The sequence below is a fragment of the Shewanella decolorationis S12 genome (assembly GCF_000485795.1).
GTDB classification, from domain to species: domain Bacteria; phylum Pseudomonadota; class Gammaproteobacteria; order Enterobacterales; family Shewanellaceae; genus Shewanella; species Shewanella decolorationis.
The window spans coordinates 1-20,921 of the sequence record NZ_AXZL01000059.1; the positions used below are offsets into that span (position 1 = coordinate 1).

The 20,921-nt window shown below is 47.5% G+C and carries 20 protein-coding genes; 8 read left to right on the forward strand and 12 right to left on the reverse strand.

What is annotated here, in order from left to right; translation table 11 throughout:
• Positions 1–102: 102 nt before the first annotated feature.
• From SHD_RS07630 to SHD_RS07640, 3 genes are all read right to left on the reverse strand, one after another.
• Positions 103–393: a hypothetical protein gene (locus tag SHD_RS07630; protein ID WP_023266578.1), complete on the reverse strand. Its 291-nt coding sequence runs from the start codon at positions 391–393 to the stop codon at positions 103–105.
• 61 nt (positions 394–454) lie between these two features.
• Entirely contained in the window at positions 455–979 is a 525-nt protein-coding gene (locus SHD_RS07635; protein WP_023266579.1) for a class I SAM-dependent methyltransferase, read from the reverse strand.
• The gene (locus tag SHD_RS07640) at positions 976–1,386 is read right to left on the reverse strand and encodes a hypothetical protein (RefSeq protein WP_023266580.1); all 411 of its coding nucleotides are present in this window, start codon (positions 1,384–1,386) and stop codon (positions 976–978) included. Before SHD_RS07640 ends, SHD_RS07635 begins: the two co-directional genes overlap by 4 nt.
• 498 nt (positions 1,387–1,884) lie before the next feature.
• Here SHD_RS07640 and fccA point away from each other — a divergent pair, with 498 nt between their 5' ends.
• The 3 genes from fccA (at position 1,885) to SHD_RS07655 (ending at position 5,714) form a co-directional block, all read left to right on the forward strand.
• A complete protein-coding gene (gene fccA, locus SHD_RS07645) occupies positions 1,885–3,675 on the forward strand; it encodes a fumarate reductase flavoprotein subunit FccA (RefSeq protein ID WP_039977819.1) in 1,791 nt (596 codons plus the stop codon).
• Between the two features lie 244 nt (positions 3,676–3,919).
• Positions 3,920–4,909 carry a lactate dehydrogenase LdhA gene (gene ldhA / locus SHD_RS07650; RefSeq protein WP_023266582.1) on the forward strand — a complete coding sequence of 330 codons (990 nt, stop codon included), beginning with the start codon at positions 3,920–3,922 and terminating at the stop codon, positions 4,907–4,909.
• 67 nt (positions 4,910–4,976) lie between these two features.
• Positions 4,977–5,714, forward strand: a complete 738-nt coding sequence (locus tag SHD_RS07655) for a dienelactone hydrolase family protein (protein WP_023266583.1) — start codon at positions 4,977–4,979, stop codon at positions 5,712–5,714.
• Positions 5,715–5,818: 104 nt separating this feature from the next.
• On the opposite strand, the gene SHD_RS07660 is transcribed toward SHD_RS07655, so the two are convergent.
• Positions 5,819–6,346, reverse strand: coding sequence for a DUF3332 domain-containing protein (locus SHD_RS07660; protein ID WP_023266584.1), 528 nt, complete (start codon positions 6,344–6,346; stop codon positions 5,819–5,821).
• Positions 6,347–6,593: 247 nt separating this feature from the next.
• Positions 6,594–7,139, reverse strand: a complete 546-nt coding sequence (locus SHD_RS07665; RefSeq protein WP_023266585.1) for a mechanosensitive ion channel family protein — start codon at positions 7,137–7,139, stop codon at positions 6,594–6,596.
• A 98-nt stretch (positions 7,140–7,237) separates the two neighbouring features.
• Here SHD_RS07665 and SHD_RS07670 point away from each other — a divergent pair, with 98 nt between their 5' ends.
• The 4 genes from SHD_RS07670 (at position 7,238) to ahpF (ending at position 12,387) form a co-directional block, all read left to right on the forward strand.
• A complete protein-coding gene (locus SHD_RS07670; RefSeq protein WP_023266586.1) occupies positions 7,238–7,981 on the forward strand; it encodes a spermidine synthase in 744 nt (247 codons plus the stop codon).
• Between the two features lie 89 nt (positions 7,982–8,070).
• Positions 8,071–9,606 (forward strand): leucyl aminopeptidase, encoded by a 1,536-nt coding sequence (locus SHD_RS07675; RefSeq protein ID WP_023266587.1) that lies wholly within the window; start codon positions 8,071–8,073, stop codon positions 9,604–9,606.
• A gap of 397 nt (positions 9,607–10,003) precedes the next feature.
• Positions 10,004–10,573 (forward strand): alkyl hydroperoxide reductase subunit C, encoded by a 570-nt coding sequence (gene ahpC / locus SHD_RS07680; RefSeq protein ID WP_011718128.1) that lies wholly within the window; start codon positions 10,004–10,006, stop codon positions 10,571–10,573.
• Positions 10,574–10,803: 230 nt separating this feature from the next.
• Positions 10,804–12,387 carry an alkyl hydroperoxide reductase subunit F gene (ahpF, locus tag SHD_RS07685; protein WP_023266588.1) on the forward strand — a complete coding sequence of 528 codons (1,584 nt, stop codon included), beginning with the start codon at positions 10,804–10,806 and terminating at the stop codon, positions 12,385–12,387.
• Between the two features lie 311 nt (positions 12,388–12,698).
• On the opposite strand, the gene SHD_RS07695 is transcribed toward ahpF, so the two are convergent.
• The 6 genes from SHD_RS07695 to brnQ all read right to left on the reverse strand — a co-directional run bounded on the left by SHD_RS07695 (position 12,699) and on the right by brnQ (position 18,620).
• On the reverse strand, positions 12,699–13,118 hold the full coding sequence (locus SHD_RS07695; protein ID WP_023266589.1) for a GNAT family N-acetyltransferase: 420 nt from the start codon (positions 13,116–13,118) through the stop codon (positions 12,699–12,701).
• 35 nt (positions 13,119–13,153) lie between these two features.
• Positions 13,154–13,531 carry a hypothetical protein gene (locus SHD_RS07700; RefSeq protein WP_023266590.1) on the reverse strand — a complete coding sequence of 126 codons (378 nt, stop codon included), beginning with the start codon at positions 13,529–13,531 and terminating at the stop codon, positions 13,154–13,156.
• Positions 13,528–15,252 carry a single-stranded-DNA-specific exonuclease RecJ gene (gene recJ, locus SHD_RS07705; RefSeq protein ID WP_023266591.1) on the reverse strand — a complete coding sequence of 575 codons (1,725 nt, stop codon included), beginning with the start codon at positions 15,250–15,252 and terminating at the stop codon, positions 13,528–13,530. Before recJ ends, SHD_RS07700 begins: the two co-directional genes overlap by 4 nt.
• Positions 15,253–15,344: 92 nt before the next feature.
• The gene (gene dsbC / locus SHD_RS07710; protein ID WP_023266592.1) at positions 15,345–16,070 is read right to left on the reverse strand and encodes a bifunctional protein-disulfide isomerase/oxidoreductase DsbC; all 726 of its coding nucleotides are present in this window, start codon (positions 16,068–16,070) and stop codon (positions 15,345–15,347) included.
• Positions 16,071–16,220: 150 nt separating this feature from the next.
• Positions 16,221–17,123, reverse strand: a complete 903-nt coding sequence (xerD, locus tag SHD_RS07715; RefSeq protein ID WP_023266593.1) for a site-specific tyrosine recombinase XerD — start codon at positions 17,121–17,123, stop codon at positions 16,221–16,223.
• A gap of 81 nt (positions 17,124–17,204) precedes the next feature.
• The gene (gene brnQ / locus SHD_RS07720) at positions 17,205–18,620 is read right to left on the reverse strand and encodes a branched-chain amino acid transport system II carrier protein (RefSeq protein WP_023266594.1); all 1,416 of its coding nucleotides are present in this window, start codon (positions 18,618–18,620) and stop codon (positions 17,205–17,207) included.
• Between the two features lie 523 nt (positions 18,621–19,143).
• On the opposite strand from brnQ, the gene SHD_RS07725 reads away from it, so the two are divergent.
• Positions 19,144–19,869, forward strand: coding sequence for a tRNA1(Val) (adenine(37)-N6)-methyltransferase (locus tag SHD_RS07725; protein WP_023266595.1), 726 nt, complete (start codon positions 19,144–19,146; stop codon positions 19,867–19,869).
• A gap of 56 nt (positions 19,870–19,925) precedes the next feature.
• Here the strand turns inward: SHD_RS07725 and SHD_RS07730 are convergent, their stop codons facing one another.
• On the reverse strand, positions 19,926–20,921 hold the full coding sequence (locus tag SHD_RS07730) for a response regulator (RefSeq protein WP_023266596.1): 996 nt from the start codon (positions 20,919–20,921) through the stop codon (positions 19,926–19,928).

The following is a 20,921-nucleotide window of genomic DNA, read 5'->3' on the forward strand; positions in this document are numbered from 1 at the left end:
TCGACAGAGCGCCACTATGCCTTCAAGCCTTTGCCTTGTCTAAAGCCCGTTTAACTCCCGCTGAATGAACAGATATTTAATACGATTGGTATAACCCCACCACTAAGAAAAGGCATTGCCATTGACATGCATAATGGTGAATGTCCACACCACAAACGCGAGAGGAATATGCACTAAGGCGTAAAAGCATTGATCCAGCCGACTCATCCCTTTGGCTAGCCAAATCAAATACAGGTGCAGACCAATCACCATAGGGAACAACATAAATAACGGATATAAGGCAAACGGGCTGGCATCGGCCAATAGGCTGTGACTCAACAGCGCCCAAGCCACCATCAGCGCCGTGGTTAAAGGTGGCGTGGCAACACGATACTGCTCTGGATACGGGAACATCCTTGGCCTCTTACACTTCTTCAATACTAATATGGTCAGTCGCCCCGCGATGGGGTGACGTCTAGGGTTTTCGTGCGATTAGCTGCACCTTGGCACTTTCAGTACCCGCAGCATCGCTTAACAGCCCTTCAAAGTAATGCAAAGGTTGCCAGTTAGCAAATACGGATTGCAGTTCGTTCTCTCTGAGTAAAAAGTCAGGGTTGCGAGGTCGACCAATTTGCGCCTGTTGCCAAGTAAAGGTCTCATACACAATGAGTCCTCCGCGCTTAAGGCTCGCAGCGATTTGCGGAAACAGTGGTCGATGTAAGTAATTAAAGACTAATACAATATCAAAAGACTCTTTGGGTAACTGAGGCGCGCTGCCGTCTTCTAAATTCCACTGCCATTGATGTGCTTTGTCGTGAGTAAGCTCGGCCAAGGCACCCAAATCCTGGTCGATAAAGGTCACTTCACAACCTTGGGAGAGAAACCACAGACCATTTCGGCCCGAACCACAGGCTAAATCCAATACCTTAAGCCCTGTAAGCTCAGGCCATGGAAACTGGGTAATTAAGCTCGAGGCGGTGCTGAGTGTAGCGTGTGTCATCCCTTTATCTCTTTTTTAGTGTCTATCTGTTTGCGATGCACTATCGAATAGTGCCTCAGCCCCGATGGGCCATGGGATACTATCACAGATAAAAATAACACTAAGATAAACAGTTCTGGCTTGTAGCTGGCAAGCGGCACAAATAGGCAAAGTAGCCCTAATTTCCCGAGGGTTAACACCCCCTTGAGTTGAATTAACCAACGCCAATCTCGAATAATTTCCCACAACATCAATATGCTGCCGCTAATCATCGCCAAATACCAATAATTGAGCCATAGGGATTTCTCAACGGAAAGTAATATTCCGCCGCCCGCACCAACAATCCCCAATATATGTAAAGCCCTGAAACTCGTTTTAGTGAGTCGCTGCATCCAAAAACGTTTTTCAGATATCTGCTGCCTCGCCATAGATTTAACCCCTTAACACCACTTAAGTAACATTTTGGAAAAATATATTGTATTTTTTCAAAAATACACTAGCGCTCTATTATTATTTATTGAATACTCAATCTGCGAGCAAAGAATATTTCAAACGATAAACGCATCAAAATACACAAATAAAATCAAAAATTTAAAAACAACCAACTAACTACAATTTATTTTACCATTGATTATTCAAATATAATTTAGCCCATCAAAATATGTTAACTCGTGCAAGTTATACCGTACTTACCGAGTGATTAACTTCAATTTCATTAATATTTTCAGCCATATTGCACATTTCTATTATGTAATTTTCAATGTAACAATCGTTATGTGACCTAAGCACACATATACCTCTTTAGATAGTGATAACTTTGTTCATGGAGAATGCTCTAAAAGTGCGTGAGCTACGCAAAATATAAATATCACGCCATAATTAATACCCCTTATTAAGTAGATGAAATGTACGGCGGAGGAACAATTATGTTCACAAGAAAGATTCAAAAAACAGCACTAGCCATGCTGATCTCTGGTGCAATGGCTGGCACAGCCTATGCTGCACCAGAAGTACTAGCCGATTTTCACGGTGAAATGGGCGGCTGCGATAGCTGCCACGTATCAGACAAAGGTGGCGTAACCAACGACAACCTGACCCATGAAAATGGCCAATGCGTTAGCTGCCACGGTGATCTAAAAGAACTGGCTGCAGCTGCGCCAAAAGATAAAGTTTCTCCGCACAAATCTCACTTAATTGGTGAAATCGCTTGTACCAGCTGCCACAAAGGCCATGAAAAATCTGTCACTTACTGTGATGCTTGCCACAGCTTCGGCTTCGATATGCCATTTGGCGGCAAGTGGGAACGTAAGTTTGTGCCAGTTGATGCAGACAAAGCGGCTCAAGATAAAGCCATTGCCGCTGGCGTGAAAGAAACCACTGACGTCGTAGTTATCGGTTCGGGTGGTGCAGGTCTTGCTGCCGCCGTTTCAGCCCGTGATGCAGGCGCGAAAGTGATCCTGTTAGAAAAAGAACCTATCCCAGGTGGTAACACTAAACTGGCTGCCGGTGGTATGAACGCCGCCGAAACTAAGCCACAGGCTAAGTTAGGTATCCAAGATAAGAAACAAATCATGATCGACGACACCATGAAAGGTGGTCGAAATATCAACGATCCTGAATTAGTAAAAGTTCTGGCCAACAACTCTTCAGACTCTATTGATTGGTTAACCTCTATGGGTGCCGACATGACTGACGTGGGTCGTATGGGTGGCGCAAGCGTTAACCGTAGTCACCGCCCAACCGGTGGTGCGGGTGTGGGTGCACACGTTGCACAAGTGCTGTGGGACAACGCCGTTAAACGTGGAACTGACATCCGTTTAAACAGCCGTGTTGTACGCATCCTTGAAGATGCAAGCGGTAAAGTGACTGGCGTGTTAGTGAAAGGTGAATACACTGGCTACTATGTGATCAAAGCCGATGCAGTCGTGATTGCTGCAGGTGGTTTTGCGAAAAACAACGATCGCGTCGCTAAGTACGATCCTAAGTTAAAAGGCTTTAAAGCGACTAACCACCCAGGTGCAACGGGTGACGGCTTAGACGTTGCGCTGCAAGCGGGCGCTGCAACTCGTGACTTAGAATACATCCAAGCTCACCCAACTTACTCACCAGCCGGTGGTGTGATGATCACCGAAGCGGTACGTGGTAACGGTGCTATCGTGGTTAACCGTGACGGTAACCGCTTTATGAACGAAATCACGACCCGTGATAAAGCGTCTGCTGCGATTCTGCAACAAAAAGGCGAAAGCGCTTACCTCGTATTCGATGACTCTATCCGTAAGAGCTTAAAAGCCATCGAAGGCTATGTTCACTTGAACATCGTTAAAGAAGGTAAAACCATCGAAGATTTAGCAAAACAACTCGATGTGCCTGCCGCTGAACTGGCGAAAACCGTTACTTCATACAACGGATTTGTGAAATCAGGTAAAGACACTCAATTCGAACGTCCAAACCTGCCACGTGAAATCGCTACTGCGCCTTTCTATGCCTTAGAAATCGCACCAGCGGTTCACCACACTATGGGTGGTATCGTTATCGATACTAAAGCCGAAGTGAAGAGCGATAAAACCGGTAAACCTATCGAAGGTTTATACGCTGCTGGTGAAGTGACTGGTGGTGTTCACGGTGCTAACCGTTTAGGTGGTAACGCCATCTCTGATATCGTGACCTACGGCCGTATCGCGGGTGCATCTGCCGCGAAATACGCGAAAGATCACTAATATCAAACGTTTTTAGGTTAAGGGACTAACCTAAGGCTCACATAGCACGACCATGAGAGCCCAGCTTGAATCTTCAAGCTTATCAGTACAAGCGAGCCGTCAGGGGCTCGCTTTTTTTATGATTTTTTGTGCAATTGATGACAAAGCTCACTCTTTTTGCGGGGTAAATTCAACACCAGAGGACAAATGTCGCCGAGTCACATACACTCAGTGCCAGTAACAATGTAACCTTTAGGTGATTGAAATGAGAATTGGATTTTTTAGCGCAAAACACTATGACATGCAGCATTTTAACCGTACAAATGCCGCATTTGGTGCGCAAATTGAGTATTTCGATTATCGCCTCTGCATGCAAACCGTTAAGCTTGCCGAAGGTTTTGAGGTAGTGTGCGCCTTTGTTAACGATTCCCTCTGTGAAGAAGTGTTAGTCGAGCTTGCCAAGGGTGGCACTAAAATCATTGCCATGCGCTGCGCGGGTTTTAACAATGTCGATTTAGTCGCCGCCAAACGCTTAGGCATGCAAGTGGTCAACGTGCCCGCTTATTCGCCCGAATCTGTAGCCGAGCACACAGTCGCCTTGATGCTGACCCTAAACCGCAAAATCCATAAGGCCTACCAACGCACCCGTGATGCGAACTTCTCCCTCGAAGGCTTGGTCGGTTTTAACATGTTTGGCAAAACCGTTGGCGTAATAGGCACAGGTAAGATTGGGGTCGCCACAATTAAGGTCTTGCTCGGGTTTGGCTGTAAAGTCATAGCCTTTGACCCTTATCCAAATCCTGCGGTAAAAGCGCTCAATGTGGAATATCAGGATCTGGACACCATTTATGCCAACAGCGATATTATCAGCCTGCACTGCCCATTAACCGCCGATAACCACCATTTGCTGAATAAAGAAAGCTTTGCCAAGATGAAACCCGGCGTCATGGTGATCAACACCAGCCGCGGCGGCCTACTTAATGCCTTCGATGCGATGGAAGCCTTAAAGCTCGGCCAGATTGGTTCCTTAGGGCTTGATGTGTATGAAAACGAAAAAGAATTGTTTTTCGAAGACAAGTCGAACCAAATCATTCAGGACGATGTGTTCCGTCGCCTATCCGCCTGCCACAACGTGATTTTTACTGGTCACCAAGCCTTCCTCACCGAAGAAGCGCTAGGCGCGATTGCACACACAACCCTGAGCAATGTCAAAGCGGTACTCGCGGGTGAGCGCTCTGGTAACGAACTGTTTTAACTGACAGAACCATACCTGACTGCTAAAGTGAGGCTTCAACATTGAAGCCTCACAGAGGAAACTAAATATGTTAGTGACTCAGCAAACTCAGGATATCAACACGCCCACAGGGCCGATGCGCACTTATGTCTATCGCCCAGATGCCCCAGGGCAATTCCCTTGTATACTGTTCTATTCTGAGATTTTTCAGCAAACCGCGCCCATCGCCCGCACCGCGACTATTCTCGCAGGCCATGGTTTTGTGGTGTTAGTGCCAGAAGTATTCCACGAGCTAAATCCGATAGGCACAGTACTAGCCTATGATGATGCGGGTAAAGATAAAGGCAATGCCGATAAATTTGCCAAACCCTTAGAGCAACACGACAGCGACACCCAAGCCCTTATCGACTTTGTCCGTGAGCAGAGTTATTGCACCGGTAAGGTCGGCAGTATGGGCGTGTGTATTGGCGGCCACTTAGCCTACCGCGCTGCACTCAATCCCGAGATTTTAGGCGCCTTTTGCCTCTATCCAACCGACATTCACTCCAATACCCTGCCCTGTGCCTACGGCAATGATTCACTGAGTCGCAGCGGCGATATTCAAGGGGAATTAGTGTTAGTGTTTGGCAAGCAAGATCCCCATGTATCGCCCGAAGGTCGGGTATTGATCCACCAACAATTGATGGCTAAAAACCGTAATTTCAGTTGGTTAGAGGTTAATGCTCAGCATGCCTTTATGCGTGATGAAGGTGAGCGCTACGATCCCGCGCTGGCGCTGCAAATGTATCAACAATCCGTGGCGTTTTTTCACCGTGTATTGAGATAGGCGAAAGTATCAAGCCAACCCCTTAACCAATATTATTAACGGGTTGGCTTAGCCAAATGCTTAACTCTGAGAGCTTAAGCCTCTATATCTTCACACCTCAGGGCTTACCCTTGTAAACGACTTTGGCTATAGGCCACCAGCTCCTGGTTGCTCACGCGGGCAATAAAAGTCTCGTCGAGGAAGAAGTCCACATCATCCCCCGATTTACGGCCCGACAATAATTGAGTGCTGCCATCTTCGTAGGCTAAGGTCATAGTCACAGTGTGCTCATCGGGATAGGCAATTTGTGCCTGAGTCAGTTTAACGGGCGCCGATTTCAGCTCATCACTCACATGGGGATTCACCTTAAAAATCGCGTCCACAGGCATATCAACGACCGCAGGGGATTTATCGGTGATCGGGTTCTTACCCGTCCAAAACTCAATAGTGTTAACGATAAAGAGATCGCCCGTTGCCGCCAAACCATACACAGGACTTAACAGAATAAATAAGCCCGCACGGCCATAACGGTTATCTACAGCGCTTAAGTTGCCCTTAGTCACCATTTGGCTCAGGCCCATTTGTCCCATACAACCTGTTAGTTGTGTGGTTAACAGCGCGCTAATCGTCACGGCTAAGAGTTTAGATTTCATTCGATTCGTTCCCTTGGTAAAAACAAAAACACGAATTCTAAGGATTAGACAGGGCTAAACCGTGCGACGGGACACAAACCAAGGTAAACAAAAGGGAATGGATGTAAGCAATAACGCTGATTTTGTTATGAAAAACACTTCAAGCAAGTAAAGTTCAGGGGAAGATAATAAATCTCATCAGTTCGCGAAGCGCCGACAACAGTTTGCTAATAAATGTACTGCTCCGGCGCACATAAAGGAGAATATGTTACTCGAGGTCGAGTTTCTTTTTGCCATCTTGCAACGCTTGGCGCTCGGCGAGCGGCGCCTGATCCGCCAGCTTCAACACAGCCTTTTGCAGCATCAAATTGTTGGGATAGGTGATGGTATCGCCATTGTCCCTAAGGATAAGTACATGAAACAGCGCGATTTCAATAATCACGCCACTGATATCTTCATCCTTATCTACTACCCGAATACGCTCACCAATCCGATACGGAAACACAAAGAAAATCAGCACGCCTGCGGTTAAATTACTTAGTATCGACCACTGAGCGACTAAGGCGACGCCCATCACCGCAAATGCTGATGAGACAAACAGCGACACGTCCTGATAACCGAAACCGAGGGACACCGCCATCAAAGACAGAGTGATAAAAAACATCACATAGGAAATAAAACGAGTAACAAGGCTGGTACGCGCCGCACTCACCTGCTTCATTAGTGAGAGTTTTTTCACCCATTGGGTTAAAGCACGCTGCAAAAAGAGAAACACCGCAAGATAAATACAGGCAAGCAGGATTTGATTTGTCATAATAGCCACTTAAAAAACGAAACCAGCTGAATTCTAACTTTTTTGCACCAGCAGTTATAGAGTCCCAGATCAGCCCAACGCAAATAGAGTAATAAGTCATGGCCGACGCCACTTTGCTACACGAAACCCAAGATGCCCTAGGGCCAATCCGCGTGCTCGACTATGGTGATACTCGCGTGCTGTCCTTTGGCGACAACGATGAGCAGAGCAAAATTCTTAAAACCGCCCCGCACATCCCACAACATACCTATGTGCAAGGCATGCTACTGGTGTTGTTATTTTGCCAACCCAAAAGCGCCATCGTACTCGGTCTTGGCGGCGGCGCCCTCATACATGCCCTGCGCCGCTTCGATGCCGCAATTAAACTTACCGCAGTTGAACTTCGCCCGGCCGTGATTGAACTTGCCAAGCGCTACTTTCAATTACCGATTGGCAAAAAGCTTAATCTAATCAACCAAGATGCCGTCGCCTTTATGGCATCGGCCGAACATAAAAAGGTCGATGTGATTTTTGCCGATATCTACAGCGCCAAAGGGGTCGATACGGGGCAACTCTCGCCAATCTTCCTTGAGCAATGCACACAACTCATTAAACCCAATGGTTATTTAGTGTTGAACTGCTGGAAGGAACACAGCCAAAATCGCGAGTTACTCGCCGATCTGCAACGCCATTTTGCCCACGTGCATGCCTGCCTCACCAGCGGTGGCAATTGGGTGATATTTGCCAGTCAAACACCCCAATCTTTGGGCGCGTCGGCACTAAAGAGTCAGGCGCAAACCCTGTCACAGCAACTGGATTTTGCCCTTGAGCGTTCACTGACACGCTTTGGTCCTTGGAATTAAGATTAATCTCAGTCAAATGACTTAAATTAGTTAACCCTAAGACTCAGCTTTGCTATGCTTCTCACTCTCTACCGATTTGAGTTGTCACCATGAAAAATAAGAATAAATTTTTGTTAAGCGTTATGGCTCTGGCGTGCCTTAACTCTCTCAATGCTAACGCCGAAACCTTTAGTTTTGACACTCGTAACTCACTCAATTCCGACACATTAGTGCTGTTCCAAAGCGCTGATTCGACAACCTATAGTCTCGATTTTTTACCCCAATCGACTCAAGACCAACTCAACCTTGCGGTCGCCGACAACAGTTTTTCGGGTAAACGCGGTGAAATCTTAGAAATCCTAGTCCCGAGCGAAATCGATGCTAAGCGGGTTTTATTAGTTGGAATTGGTGATGCTAAGACCTTAACACCCGGTGAAATCAACATCTTAGGGGGCAATATTGCCGCCAAGCTTGAAACCGTGCCTCAAGCCACTGTGCGTGTACTAACCCAAGGCTTAAGTAACGCGCCGCTGTTTGGCTCCGAATTAGCCCATGGCATTGAGCTGCGCAGCTACCGCTACACTCAATTTAAAGCCAGCAATCGCGCTGAGAAGAACTATCAAATCGGGGTTGATGACTTAAGCCTAAACCAAAAACACCATAAGAATCTGCAAGCTATTGAAGCGGGTGTGTTTTTAGCACGGGATCTCACCAATGCGCCAGCAGGCATTATGTATCCCGAAAGCTTCGCCAACGAGGCGCGTAAGCTTAAGTCCCTCGGCGTAAAAGTCACAGTGCTCGAAGCCAAAGATATTGAACGTTTAAACCTCGGTGCGTTAGCCGCGGTAGGTAAAGGCAGTGAGCGTCCACCTAAGCTGGTTGTCGCCCATTGGCCCGGCAGCAAAGAAGCCCCTATTGCTCTGGTGGGTAAAGGCATTACCTTCGACTCTGGCGGCTACAATATCAAGGCCACAGGCACCTCTATCGCGCGGATGAAGTCCGATATGGCGGGCGCAGCGACCGTGCTCGGCACAGTCAAGGCCATGGCTATTCAAAAGGCGCCGGTAAACTTAGTTGCGATTATGCCGATGGCGGAAAACATGGTATCGGGACATGCAATGATCCCAGGCGATGTGATTAAAACCGCCCAAGGCCTTACGGTTGAAGTGCTCAACACCGACGCCGAAGGCCGCTTAGTGTTAGCCGACGGTCTCTGGTATGCCCGTGAGAACTATCGTCCTTCGATTATCGTCGATGTGGCGACCCTAACAGGCTCGAAAGTGGGCGCGCTGGGTAGTGTGTATGCGGGATTATTTACCGATTCTGAGCCGCTAGTGCAGCAGCTCACCTTTGCGGGTCAACAGGTGGGAGAAAAAGTTTGGCGCTTGCCCTTAGATCAAGCCTACGACGATGAGCTGAAATCCACCATCGCCGATTTGAAGAATACCGGTAAAGAAGGCAGCGCTGGGGCATCGTCTGCCGCCATGTTCCTCAAACACTTTGCGGGTGAGCAACCTTGGGCTCACCTCGATATCGCTGGCAATGCCTTAACCGCCACCGATACTGCCGTGGTGCCCGCTGGCGCCACTGGCTATGGTGTGCGCCTACTCAGCACTTGGTTAACTCAGCCTAAGGCGCAAAACTAGAACCTAGAACCTAGAACCTAGAACCTAGAACCTAGAACCTAGAACCTAGAACCTAGAACCTAGAACCTAGAACCTAGAACCTAGAACCTAGAACCTCAGTAGCTTGTTGTAATCGTTTTGATGTTTGAAGGGATATCGTCGATATCCCTTTTTTATTGCCCTGCTCTTTTACTACTTCACCAAAGTAAACAATCAATTAGCCGCTAACGCGCGCCAGTACTGCAAAATCGATTAATCCTCCCTCTCAAACCTGCTTAATTCGTCAAAATCGATTAGGATGATAGTTTTTATGCGTTATATTTATCATTCTGGACTGGGTAATATGCTTCACATCAACGGGACACAAGTTAAGTGACTCGTACTTAATTCACCATAATCAACTAAATGGAAGCATAAAATGACTCAGTCAATTATCAACAGCACAATCAAACCATTCAAAGCCACTGCTTACCACAATGGTGAGTTCGTTCCTGTAACTGAACAAGATCTGTTAGGTAAATGGTCAGTTGTATTCTTCTATCCAGCAGACTTCACTTTCGTTTGCCCAACTGAATTAGGCGACATGGCGGATCACTACGCTAAGTTACAATCTATGGGCGTTGAAGTTTACTCAGTATCGACTGACACTCACTTCACTCACAAAGCATGGCACGATACTTCTGACACCATCAAGAAGATCAACTTCCCAATGCTGGCTGACCCAACTGGCGTGATCAGCCGTAACTTCGGTGTGATGATCGAAGAAGAAGGTTTAGCACTGCGTGGTACTTTCGTTATCAACCCAGAAGGTCAAGTGAAAGTTGCTGAAATCCATGACCTAGGTATCGGCCGTAGCGCGTCTGAACTGGTTCGTAAGATCCAAGCAGCTCAGTACGTTGCAACTCACGATGGCGAAGTTTGCCCAGCTAAATGGCAACCAGGTGACGAAACCTTAGCACCATCTTTAGACCTAGTAGGCAAAATCTAATCTAGCCTAAAGGTCAACCCCGCCAACCTAGTATCTCAAGCTAGTTGGCAGCGCAGTAAGACGGCAATTGCACGCACCCCGATGAGCTTAGTATCTAAGTGATTGGGGTGAGTAAATGCAGCCAACGCAACTGCGGTGCCAAATAGGAAGAGAGAACCGCCCCCTGCAAGGTTCTAGGTTGGCCCCCTCGCGTTTTCAATTATTTCATTTTCAAAGATTTTGGAGTCATCATGTTAGATGCGAATTTAAAAAATCAACTGCAAACCTATCTGCAAAACCTCAAGAGACCAGTTGAACTTGTCGTGTCAGCAGATGAAAGCAAGAAGTCTCAAGAATTAAAAAGCTTAGCCAATGACATCGTTAGCCTTTCCTCTTTAGTGAGCATCAAAGAAGCTCAAGGCCAACGCACGCCTGCGATGACAGTGGTTAACCCTGCACTCAATACTCAGATTAGCTTTGCTGGTCTGCCTATGGGTCATGAATTCACCTCACTCGTGTTAGCCCTGCTGCACACGGGTGGACACCCAATCAAACTCAGCGATGACATCATCGAGCAGATCCGTAATCTGCCCGGCAAATATGAGTTTGAAACCTATGTGTCACTCACCTGCCAAAACTGCCCTGATGTGATTCAGGCGCTGAATATGATGGCTGCGATTAACCCGAACATCACCAACGTGATGATCGACGGCGCCCTGTTCCAGGACGAAGTAGCGAGCCGCAACATCATGGCCGTACCGTCTGTATACTTAAACGGTGAAGTATTTGCCGCCGGTCGCATCAGCATTGGTGAGATTTTAAATAAACTCGATACTGGCGCAGCCAGCCGTAAAGCCGAAGAACTGAGCCAAAAAGCCCCATACGAAGTCTTAGTCGTCGGTGGTGGCCCGGCTGGCGCAGCAGCTGCTATTTACGCTGCCCGTAAAGGTCTGCGTACCGGTGTGGTTGCCGACAAATTCGGTGGTCAAGTTGCCGAAACCGTTGGTATCGAGAACTTTATTTCGGTTAAAGCGACCGAAGGTCCAAAACTGGTGGCTAACCTTGAAGCCCACGTTCGTGACTACGAAGTCGACATCATGGATAACCAGAAAGCAGTTAAACTGGCGAGCGATGGATTATTCGAACTCGAACTGGCAAGTGGTGCTAAACTGCGCAGCCGTACCATACTACTGGCAACCGGTGCTCGCTGGCGCGAAATGAATGTCCCTGGCGAGAAAGAATACCGTGGTAAAGGCGTTGCATACTGCCCACACTGCGACGGTCCATTATTTAAAGGCAAACGTGTTGCAGTGATCGGTGGCGGTAACTCAGGTATCGAAGCTGCTATCGACTTAGCTAACATCGTTGAGCATGTGACCGTACTCGAGTTTGATAGCAAACTACGCGCCGATGATGTACTGCAACGTAAAGCGGCCTCTATGGGTAACATCAAAATCATTACTCAGGCGATGACCACAGAAGTGACAGGCGATGGTACTCGGGTGAATGGCCTAAACTATACCGACCGTGCAACAGGTGAAAACCACCATATCGCGCTGGCAGGGATCTTCGTACAGATCGGTTTAGTGCCCAATGCCGAATGGTTAAAAGGCACAGTGGATTTGACTCCTCGCGGCGAAATCATCGTCGATGAGCGCGGCCAAACCTCAGTACCAGGCGTATTTGCCGCAGGTGACGTGACTAACTCACCTTACAAGCAAATCATTATCGCTATGGGTAGTGGTGCCAATGCCTCTCTGAGTGCATTTGATTACTTAATTCGCCATAGCGATGACAGTACCGAAACCAAAACCACAGACACCAAAGCGGCTTAATCGTTAATCATTAACCGCATAAGATAAGAAGCCAGCGCAAGCTGGCTTTTTGTATTTAATAGCATTTATTTCGAATCTTTTGATTTTATTGACCGCTTTAAACTATGGTACAAACAAGCAAATCCCATGGTTGAAAGTAGCAAAATATAGCAAAGCAGCCTCACCCAAGGCGCTTGTCCCTCAAGTAACCAATTCAATAAAGCGGACGAAACAGCAAAGCTAGCAAGATAGGCATAATGTAATTGTGTCATGCAGAACCTCCTTATCTTAATCATGACTATTTCAACGAGGATAGCGCTAGCAATCCTGTTCTACAGGTAAGCATTCTCAAGCCTTATTTGCATTAGGGTTTCTGGTGTATCGACCGCTTTGAAACCAAACTGGGCGTAGAGTCCATGGGCATCGCGGGTGGCGAGCATTATGCGTCTTAATCCTTGCAGATCAGGATGTTCCATAATCGCTGCCATCATCATTTTACTTAACCCTAAGCCTCGGTGGGATTCGAGGACAAACACATCGGCAAGGTAGGCAAAGGTGGCTTTATCAGTAATCATGCGCGCAAAAGCAAGCTGTTGATTATCTCTATCAAATACTCCAAAACATAAACTGTTGCTAAGCGCCTTTTGCAGCAGCGCGGCAGGCATACCCTGTGCCCAATAACTGTTGGCAATAAAACCATGGATAACATCAAAATCCATTTCCGATAGCTCACTGCTGACTCGATATTCCATTTGTCGCTCCAATATAGCGTTAAATATCGTTTAATCTAGGTATGCTTTGCACTCATAAATATCATCAACACCATGCCCAGCAACACCACTTTTGCCAATGAATACATGGCTCCAGCAAAGGAGCCTCCACCGTGATAGCTAAAAGCAAGATGGCGATTGATCTCAAATCGAAAAGAGTTAGCCAAATGGCGATAAGCAAGAAAATAAAATAATGAGGCTGCAGGCCAAATGCCAATAATCAAGGTTTGCCCCTGTGCCTTTGTGGTCAGGACCGCCGAAACCCAGGGAATACAAAGGCAAACCGCATATATCCAAGCAAAACGCTTAAGTAACTGGCGAATCTTTTTGTCTGATAGTGACTTCAATCTAAAATTCCTTTTCACCTTTATATGCCCGCTATCAGCGCGGATCACATCGGCTCAATTTGCTCGACCATCAACTGCAGGGTGAAATTACCGCGATATTCGTTCACATCCAGCTTATATACGATGCGCGCATGTTGAATCGTCGCATCGGGCCAGGTATGTAAATCCACGTTAAAGGCAATCGCGTCTAACATCACGGTACTGCATGGGGTTTCAAGCACTAATTTAAGGTGGCGCTCCCCCACAATCCGCTGCTGGATAATCTTAAAATAACCATCGAATAATGGCTCCTCGAAGGACTGACCCCAAGGCCCCGCATTGCGGAGTAACTGGGCGATTTCGAGGGTAAGTTCCGTCGGCGTTAATTCGCCATCGGACCACAGCTCGCCCGTGAGCTGCTCAGGCTTTAATAGTTCACGCACCGCATCATCGTAGGCTTTGGCAAAGGTAGCAAAACCACCGGACTTTAAAGTTAAGCCTGCAGCCATTGCATGGCCGCCAAATTTGCTGATAAGCCCTGGATGGCGAGAGTTCACCAACTCCAGCAGATCGCGCATATGCAAACCTTTGATGGAGCGTGCCGAGCCTTTAATTTCACCATTACCCGCGTCGGCAAAGGCAATCACGGGTCTGTGGTATTTATCTTTAATCCGCGAGGCAAGGATACCGATAACCCCTTGGTGCCAATCCTCTTGAAAAAGGGCAATGCCCCATGGGAGTTGCTCTTCATTAAGCTTTAGATATTCAAGACTTTTAAGCGCTTCTTGCTGCATCCCCACCTCAAGCTCACGTCGCTCTTGGTTGAGGCTATCAAGTTCTGCCGCCATCCGCCTTGCATACATGATGTCTTCGCACAGCAGGGTTTCAACCCCAAGCGCCATTTCATCCAGTCGGCCGGCGGCATTAAGCCTTGGGCCTACCGCAAAACCAAAGTCCGAGGCGACAATCCTAGCGGGATTACGTTTCGCCACTTCGAGTAAGGCGGTAATACCCACGCGGCATCGACCACTGCGCACCCGCGCCAATCCCGCCTCGACCAAAATACGATTGTTGGCATCGAGCGACACCACATCGGCCACAGTGCCAAGGGCAACAATATCCAGCAGAGTGCCGAGGTTTGGCTCAGCAATGCCGCGGACTTGATACCAATCACGAGCGCGCAGCTCAGCCCGCAGCGCCGTCATCAGATAAAAGGCAACCCCAACGCCAGCAATGGATTTACTGGCAAACTGGCAACCGGGCTGGTTGGGATTCACTATGGCGTCGGCATCTGGTAACTCATGGCCGGGTAAGTGATGGTCGGTGATCACCACCTGCATACCAAAGGCCTTGGCGGCGGCTACGCCCTCAATCGAGGAAATGCCGTTATCCACTGTGATAAGCAATTCTGCCTGTTTAGTTGCCGCCACGGCGACAATCTCAGGGCTTAGGCCATAACCGTAGTCGAAACGATTGGGGATCAAATAATCGACCTTACTCGCGCCCATCATTCGCAGCGCAAGGATACACACACTTGTCGAGGTGGCACCGTCAGCATCAAAATCGCCGACGATCAGGATCGACTTCTCCAGTTGCATTGCATCGGCAATCAACTTGGCGGCGCTATCCAATCCCTTCATAGTATCGGGTCTTAACAGGCCTTTAAGCACTAGCTCGCACTCGTTGGGCATAACACCACGGCGGGCATAAAGCTGTCTTAATAACGGCGGAAGGTGCGCGGGTAAATGGCTATCATCAACGGTTGGACGACGGACTATCTTATGGATCAAGGGAGCAAACTCTTAAACAATCATGGGGCTAAGATAACAAAAAGGTGAGCTTTTAGCTCACCTTTAATGGGGAAAATTTACCAGAATCAGGACTATTCACGCGCATCTAAAGTACGCAATAAATCAGCAGGTGGTTGATAACCAGGGATCATGCTGCCATCTTCCAATATGATGGCGGGTGTGCCGTTTACACCGAAGCTAGTGCCTAACTCATACTGCTCGGCAATTTTGGCATCACAAGTCGCCGCGGAGACTTTTTTACCGGCTTTAGCTTCTGTCATCGCTTTTAATGGATCCTTAGCACACCAAATGGCCTGCATTTCATCAGCATTGGCAGATGGCACGCCTGCACGTGGGAAGGCTAAGTAGCGCACTGTAATGCCCAGCTTGTTGTAGTCAGCCATTTGGCTATGCAACTTGCGGCAATAGCCACAGCTTACATCGGTAAATACCGTCACTACGTGTTTTTCATCCTTGGCCTTGTATACCAACATATGATCTTCAAGCGGCTTCATCATCTCTAGACGCGGGCCAGCAAGTGCGGCTTCCGTCAGGTTTTTCATCCCCTTATCGAGATCGTACAAGTTACCGTGGAACAGTTTTGTGCCATCACGGCTGATATAGAGCACACCACGATTGGTCATGGCTTGGTATAAACCTTCAATCGGCGAGTCCTGCATTGAAATCACCTCAACGTCTAACATTTCGCTGAGTTTTTGCTTAATCGCAGCGGTGTCGGGAGTGGTCGCCGTAGCGGCGCTGGCCAGAGGCGCAACAACAAGCGCGATAACTAAAGATAATGCTCGGGTCAACTTCATGGGACTTCCTATTAAGTAAATCGCTACTGCGAAATATGGGTCTGCTTATTAGACCTTGTATGGGGGCAAAAAGTTACAGACAAGCCCGCTAGAATGCAAATTTATACTGTAACTAAATTCAACCATTCACCGTTTTGTGATCTATAAAGTCTAACCACGGGGATGATGTTGTTGATGTAACTCGTGTAATCTCGCTCGAGCTACATGGGTATAAATTTGAGTGGTCGATAAGTCACTATGACCTAAAAGTAATTGCACCACCCTAAGGTCGGCGCCATGGTTAAGCAAGTGGGTGGCAAAGGCATGGCGCAGTGTATGGGGCGAAAGCTCAGTTTCGATGCCAGCGCGGCTCGCATAGAGCTTGATACGATGCCAAAAGGTTTGCCTTGTCATCATCTGTGCCCGCTTCGAAGGAAATACCACATCTGACTGAATATTGCCCAAGAGTTCGTGGCGTGCAAAGCTTAAGTAACGCTCAACCTCGGTAATGGCCAGCTCGCCCATGGGCACTAAACGCTCTTTACCGCCCTTACCCACAATCCGCACTAAACCTTGGCGCAGGCTCATCTGTTCCATGGTTAATCCCACCAGCTCACTCACCCGCAGCCCGGTGGCGTATAAGAGTTCAAGCATGGCTTTATCACGGCACTCGACGGGGTCATCCACATTGGGCTCGGCCAGCAATCTATCGACCTGAGATTCACTTAAAGAATCGGGCAACTGCCGACTCAATTTGGGCGATTCAATCAGCGCCATAGGATCGCCAGCAATCTGTTTGGTCTGCAATAAATAAGTGTAAAAACGCCTTAAACTACTCAGCAGACGTGCGCTACTGGTGCGGGCAAATTGTTGCTCGAGGCGGTAAGCTAAATAGGCACGCACATCGGCTTGTCCCACCTCAATTAACCGCAGGCCTTGGCTCTGTTGGTAGCGGTCAAAATGGCGTAAATCGGTGCGATAGGCACTCAAGGTGTTATCACTTAAGCCCTTGCTAGACCAAAGATCATCGAGAAAGGCGTCGATAAGCGGATCGCACTGATAGGTTTTAGCCACAAAAACTCCATAAAAAACGGCGCACTCTAAAGATACGCCGTTGATATTAACTCAATTATTCTGCTTCTGGCAGCGTCTTATTTATGCAGCGCTGACTGTTTTCGCACCGCTACCACGAATAATTAAACAGAGCACAATCACCACTAGCGTTGGTAATAACCACGCCATGCCCTCTTCATACAGTGGCAGGATAGACAGCGTTGGAGACATACCACTGACTAAGTCGATAAAGCTCTGCGCCGCTTCAGTCACGCCTTTACCGTCTTCACCAGTGAGGCTTTTCGCCGCGACTTTCATCCCATCGAAAATACCAAACAGCAAGGCTACCGACAGTGCTGCGCGATGGGCAAACTGTGGACGCGGGAAGTATTCGGTCAAGAAGGTCACCGCCACTAAGGCAATCGCGACAGGGTAAACCGCCATCAACACCGGAATACTGATAGTAATTAACTGCGACAGACCAACGTTTGCGATCAAGGCACAAATGGCGCTCAGCAGAACTACTAAGAAACGGTAAGACAACTTTGGCATCAGCTCATTGAAAAACTCTGAGCAGGCACTCACTAAACCGACCGCCGTGGTTAAACAGGCTAAGGTCACGACGGTAGACAGCAATACAGTACCTAAACTGCCAAACTCGCGAGTCACATAGTTAGTTAAAATCTCGCCACCGTTTTTCGCGCCAACGGCAATATCACCCGCCGTCGCACCTAAAAAGAAAAGTGACACATAAACAAAGGCCAAACCTGCCGCCGCGATAAAGGCTGCGCGGATCAAGTATTTAGTCTGCGCGCTTGGCTGATCGATACCCTTTTTACGCAGCAGATCGATAATCAACATACCGAACATCAAAGACGCTAGGGTATCCATGGTGTTATAGCCTTCGAGGATACCTTTGGTCAGCGGATGGTTTTGATAATCACCGACGGCAGCACCAACATCAGAAGCGGGTAAAAACACCACAGATAAGGCTAAACCGACCAGCAATAACAATAGGATAGGGGTTAATACTTTACCGACGCTGTCGAGTAATTTACCAGGGAACAATGCCAGCAGCATAGTCACAGTAAAGAAGCACAGAGTGTAGATAAGTTGCGACAGATTCAGCGACAAGCTACCGAGCATAATGGTCGCCGTAGTGTTGTCGATAAAGGGCTTAGCACCGATTTCATAGGCCACAAGACCGGTACGCGGCGCCGCAAACGCTGGCCCAATAATGATATAAATCGCGATGGCCAAAGCGGTTGCCGCAAACACTGGCAGCATTGCCATAACCTTACCTTGAGCCTTAGCAACAGCAATAAGCCCGACTAAAGGTAAACCTACGGCAGTGATGAGAAAACCAAACATGGCAAGGAACATGTTTTCCCCGGCCAACATACCCGCAAAGGGTGGAAAAATTAAGTTACCCGCCCCCAAAAAAAACGCGAAGGTCATAAAACCTAAGCCTAATGTATCCCCAATACTCATCTGATTGTCTTGCACGGAAAGCCCCATCTTGTCTTATTGTTTTTTAATAAACTTAAGTGATTATGTGTCGATTAGCCATAGCTAAAACAAAGCCCATCCGGAGTGCAAATCTATGTTTACACAATTCCGTGGTAAATATGTGCGATATCTGCTGAGTTTATAAACAAAAATGAACTAAAAATTGGCTTCACTGCCGATTTATTCACCTAAAAACCCGTTCACCTATCCGTTAATCATAAAATTGATTAAAAATGGGGGCGAAACTAATATCAGAATTCAAAAACCAATACAACAGACAAGATTGTTTTTAACAAAAAAAGCCCTGTAATGCTAATTAACTGCTAACAATGCGTTGCCGAGGTAATAAATTAAACCGTTAATTAAGTGAACTGCGGCTCAAAACAGCATAAAAAATACAAAAAATAGATCTAAATGGAAGAATAGACTTATTTCACGCCCCCATAAAAATCTTAGCGAAAGCGCGAGCAGCCCTTTAAAATAGTGGCAATCTAAAATCGTTCCCAATAATTCACTCGATAGTCTGGTATTCATGGCATTTACCTTTAAACAATTCCACATTGACGATCTTAATTGCGGCATGCCCGTCAGCACCGACGGCGTGATATTAGGCGCATGGGCTCCGCTATCGCAGGCCAAGCACATTCTCGATATTGGTGCGGGAAGTGGATTATTAAGTTTAATGGCGGCGCAGCGCAGCCAAGGGCAGATCACAGCCGTTGAGTTGGAAGAAAAAGCTGCCGCGGCGTGCCAATACAATATGACGCAAAGTCCGTGGGCGGATAGATGTAAGCTCATCCATGGCGATATTCAGCACGTTTGCCAACAAGCTGAGTATCAAGGATATTTCGACCATATCATCTGCAATCCGCCCTACTTTGAGCATGGCCCCAAGGCAAATGAACAACACAGGGCGATGGCACGTCACACTGACAACTTAGGCTTTACGCCCTTACTCGAGGCGATCGGTCAGTGCCTGTCACATGAGGGCCACGCCAGCCTGATCCTGCCCACCCAAAGCTTGACGCGCTTTAAAGCTTGCCTACATCAGACTAAGCTTTATCTTGTGCAAGAAGTGAGCGTAAAAAGCGTGGAAGATAAGATTGCAAACCGCGTGCTGCTGCTCTTGGCTAAGACTCTGTTGACTAAAAGTCAGGATGAACCCTATCAGCACACAGAGCTCACCATACGTGGGGAAGATGGCCGTTATACCGAGCAAACGATTGAACTAACGAAAGATTTTTATCTAAAGCTTTAATTCGATTAGCAATAAGGCTCGCATCAAGAGCCTTATCTTTTGTAGCGAATCTAATATCAGCTATCTATCCATTTATTTTTAATCTCAAGCACTTTGTCTAAGTTTTCGGTAAATAAGCGCACTAACTCAGGATCGAAATGCACGCCGCTCTGCTGGTGGATATATTCCATGGTCTGCTCAATTGACCAAGCTTCTTTATAGGGACGCTTACTGGTAAGCGCGTCAAACACATCCGCCAAGGCAACTATCCGTCCCTCTAAAGGAATGTCTTTACCCTTTAATCCATTTGGATAACCAGTACCGTTCCACTTCTCATGGTGGGTCAGTGCGACGGATTTGGCTAATCGCAACAATTCGGAATCAGCTTCTCCAATAATTTCGGCACCGATATGGGGATGGGTCTTCATTACGGCAAACTCGTCATCAGACAACTTAGCGGGTTTAAGCATAATGCTATCTGGAATGCCTATTTTGCCAATATCGTGCATGGGCGCCGCGTGCAATAAATCATCCGCCTGCGCCTCATTCAGGCCGTAAGCCAAAGCCAGTATTTTTGAATAATGACTCATGCGCAGCACATGGGTGCCGGTTTCATTATCTTTATATTCTGCAGCGCGGCCTAAACGTTGGATAACTTGAAGCCGGGTGCGTCGAAGTTCTTCAGCCTGAACTAATGACAAGTGCGTCTTTACCCTAGCTTTAACGACGGTTGGTGACACAGGTTTTACAATATAATCCACGCCCCCTACCGCAAAACCTGCCGCTTCATCGTGCTCATCGTTCAGCGCGGTCACAAAAATAACTGGAATTGATTGCGTCTCTTTAACACTTTTGAGTGCTTGGCATACCTCAAGCCCTGTCATATCTGGCATCATAATATCGAGCAAAATCAATGATGGCTGTTCAATTTTGACCAACACCAAGGCTTCTTCACCACTTTTGGCAAAAATTAGCCGATAGTCTTGCTGCAATATTTGTTTTAGGACTCGCAAATTAACAGGCTCATCATCAACCAGTAATAAGGTCTTCTTATCCTCTGTAACTGTCTGCAT